The sequence below is a fragment of the uncultured Christiangramia sp. genome (assembly GCF_913046405.1).
Classification (GTDB): domain Bacteria; phylum Bacteroidota; class Bacteroidia; order Flavobacteriales; family Flavobacteriaceae; genus Christiangramia; species Christiangramia marina.
Genome location: NZ_CAJWRQ010000166.1, coordinates 1 through 2,741 on the forward strand (window position 1 = coordinate 1; position 2,741 = coordinate 2,741).

Genomic DNA, 2,741 nt, shown 5'->3' on the forward strand with positions numbered 1-2,741 from the left:
CAGCAACTTTGATGTTTCCTTCAGTTCCCGAAACTAATTTTACGTTCATGGATCCGACAACATGAATTCTTTCATAATCTGAAGTATTCCTGGTTTCAGTCACCATTTTTCCGTTTCCGCGAATTTTTTTGCTACCCCATTGTGCGTGGACAGAATTGAAGGCAAGAAGGAAGAAGGCTGATAGTAATAGTACTTTTTTCATAATAGGTATTTTCATTGATGATTAATTATTCTTTGCTAAATTTTACGCTACCATAACTGGTGGAGATATCGATCCTTGCTCCAGCACCAGAACCATAATTTCCAGAGATGGATTTACTAGTGTTTTTTTCATTGGTACGGCGAACATCCAGATCCTCTGTTCCGTTAATACCCCCATAACTGGTCTTTACATCAAAACTAAATGTCATTTCCCTATCATACCCTAAATGTACTCCTGCGTAATCGGTATCGATATTTACAGATTCGGTACCGTTGACTATTTTTTCGATATGCAAGGATCCATAATCCAGGTTGATGTCTGCAGAGGTGAATATTCTATCCACTTTGGTTGTTAAGTAATCGCCATTTCCAATAAGCACCTTTACTTTATTTACTTCGATACTTCCATAATCACAGTTGAAATCCAGCTTGGTAACTTTGCGAATTCGGGATTTGGTATAATCTGCATTCACCAATAATTCTTCAGCTTCCCCAATTTCATAATCTGAATAGTCGGCATCAATTTCAGCATTGGTAACAAATCCAATTCGGCTGCTTCTGCTATAATCAAAATTCAGAATATTAGAGCGACCATTTAACTCACCCACATCTATTTTTCCGTAGTCGCAATTGATATCAGTATTACCAAAAGTTTTGTCAATGTAGATTCCGCCGTAATTATTATCAAGAGTAAGATTGTTGTTCTCTGGTGCGCGAATCACATAATTCACCTCCATATTAACATTATCGAATCCATCAAAAATATTCTTCCACCAGGACCTATTTTCCTTAGAGAATTTGGTAGTTGCCGTCACTCCAGAAGAATGCTGGTCAAATTCCACTCGTATATCATCGAGTTTGTCTTCCACATCATCCTCGTCAATCCCATTGGTTTTGATGGTAACCTCAATAAGAACCCGATCTTCTTTCCAGGTAACAATATCGATGTTCCCGTAACTATTGTTGATATTAAGATCACCGTTGGCCTTTACGTTAAATTCCTTTCTGATCGTCTTTTTTCTGGTGTGCTTGGCTTCTTCAATAACGGATGCTTCAGTCGTAACTTCAGGCTCTGTGCATTTACTTGACGGGTACAGGTTGGTAACGAGCACCATGAGAAAAAGGATGCTAGATAGTATTGCTTTCATAATTTTGATTGTTTAATGATTTGATGTTTTCAATTTGTTCTAATACTTCACTCAATAGATCTATTCGCTGCTGGAAATTTTGAATCATGGCGTGTATGACTCTTTTATCCTTTCCACTTTCTAGAAGATCATTCTCCATTCTTTTATATCTATTTTCCAGTTTTTTTAATTGCTGAAGGGCATCCTTAATGATCATCTGCGTTTCAGGAGTAGCTTCGGCATTTAAAGCTATGAGTTCTTTCTCAATTAATCCTGAATAAAACTGCTGCGTCTGCTTCATTTCAGGTGAAATGCTAGCCAGGTCTGACTGATTTGCCTGGTTGAAATTATTGGATAATAACAGCACTAAAGCCAATACTGCAGCGATGCTTAATAATCCTGACCAGATCTTTCCGGAGTTGCTTCCAGCTTTTTCTGACTTTCTACTTCTTTCCAGCTTGCGGGCAAACCTATCGCGATGATCTGTTTGCGGTTCCTCGATGTCAAAATTTGCAGACTCGAAGAATTCTTTTAATTCATTAACTTTCATGTTGCTGCAATTTTTTTCTTAAACTTTCTTTAGCTCTGGAAATCATCGTTCTACAATTTCCGTAGGAGATTTTCATAATCTCACTAATTTCTTCATGATCATATCCTTCAATAAGATATAGCGTTAGACAAATCCTGTAGTTTTCCTTCAAATTCTTCAATGCATTCAGTACTAATTTCACTTTGTCATTAGTGTTAGCATCGACAACCAACCCACCAGAGTCCTCTTCATTTTTGAGTTCATCATTATAAGAAACCTCCGCCAGCTTTTTAGATCTGTTCAAAGCAGTGATACTTTGATTGATCACGATACGTTTTAGCCAGGCTCCAAAGGTGGCATCCTCGTTAAGACTATCTATTCGTGTAAATGCTTTTAAAAATGATTCCTGCATAATATCTTCAGCTTCAGCAGAATGTCCTGTAATCCTATACGCGGTGTTGTACATTGCTTTATAATACCGGTCATAGATTTCCATCTGCGCTCGTTGTTCTCCTTTACGGCAATGAGCAACAAGATCATTAATATGTGTGATGGTTGGTGTCAATTAATGTCTGGTTTCTATACTAAAGATGGAACTGTTTAAAGATTGTTACACTTTCTGAAAATAAATTTATATATAAGGCGTGGCATAGGAATTGAATATTTGATATTGCAAATCTATAGAAAGCCCCAATGCATTGCATTTCAAGGCTTTTAACGAACGTCACCAAATTAATGAAATTTAATCTGGTGACAGTTTGACTTAAATATAATTATGGCTAAAACAAAGTTTACGAATATTGACAGTTTGTCATTTCAGGGAATAGATGAAGATGCAGAATTGATTCCTTTGATGACACCTGAAGATGAAGAAGAAATTAATA

The 2,741-nt window shown here is 36.7% G+C and carries 3 protein-coding genes and 1 pseudogene; all 4 read right to left on the reverse strand.

Annotation, left to right across the window (positions count from 1 at the left end):
* A pseudogene (locus QZ620_RS13785) lies at window positions 1-202 on the reverse strand (DUF2807 domain-containing protein); the annotation flags it as partial.
* A 25-nt stretch (window positions 203-227) separates the two neighbouring features.
* Window positions 228-1,349: a hypothetical protein gene (locus QZ620_RS13790; RefSeq protein WP_295182763.1), complete on the reverse strand. Its 1,122-nt coding sequence runs from the start codon at window positions 1,347-1,349 to the stop codon at window positions 228-230.
* On the reverse strand, window positions 1,330-1,878 hold the full coding sequence (locus tag QZ620_RS13795; protein ID WP_295182766.1) for a DUF4179 domain-containing protein: 549 nt from the start codon (window positions 1,876-1,878) through the stop codon (window positions 1,330-1,332). The genes QZ620_RS13790 and QZ620_RS13795 overlap by 20 nt, the downstream gene beginning before the upstream one ends.
* Window positions 1,868-2,422, reverse strand: coding sequence for an RNA polymerase sigma factor (locus QZ620_RS13800; protein ID WP_295182768.1), 555 nt, complete (start codon window positions 2,420-2,422; stop codon window positions 1,868-1,870). Before QZ620_RS13800 ends, QZ620_RS13795 begins: the two co-directional genes overlap by 11 nt.
* Between the last annotated feature and the right edge of the window lie 319 nt (window positions 2,423-2,741).

What these genes read in the sequence shown, in the direction of transcription:
- QZ620_RS13790 (WP_295182763.1), bottom strand. Translation starts at nt 1,349, where the DNA reads ATGAAAGCAATACTATCTAGCATCCTTTTTCTCATGGTGCTCGTTACC.
- QZ620_RS13795 (WP_295182766.1), bottom strand. Translation starts at nt 1,878, where the DNA reads ATGAAAGTTAATGAATTAAAAGAATTCTTCGAGTCTGCAAATTTTGAC.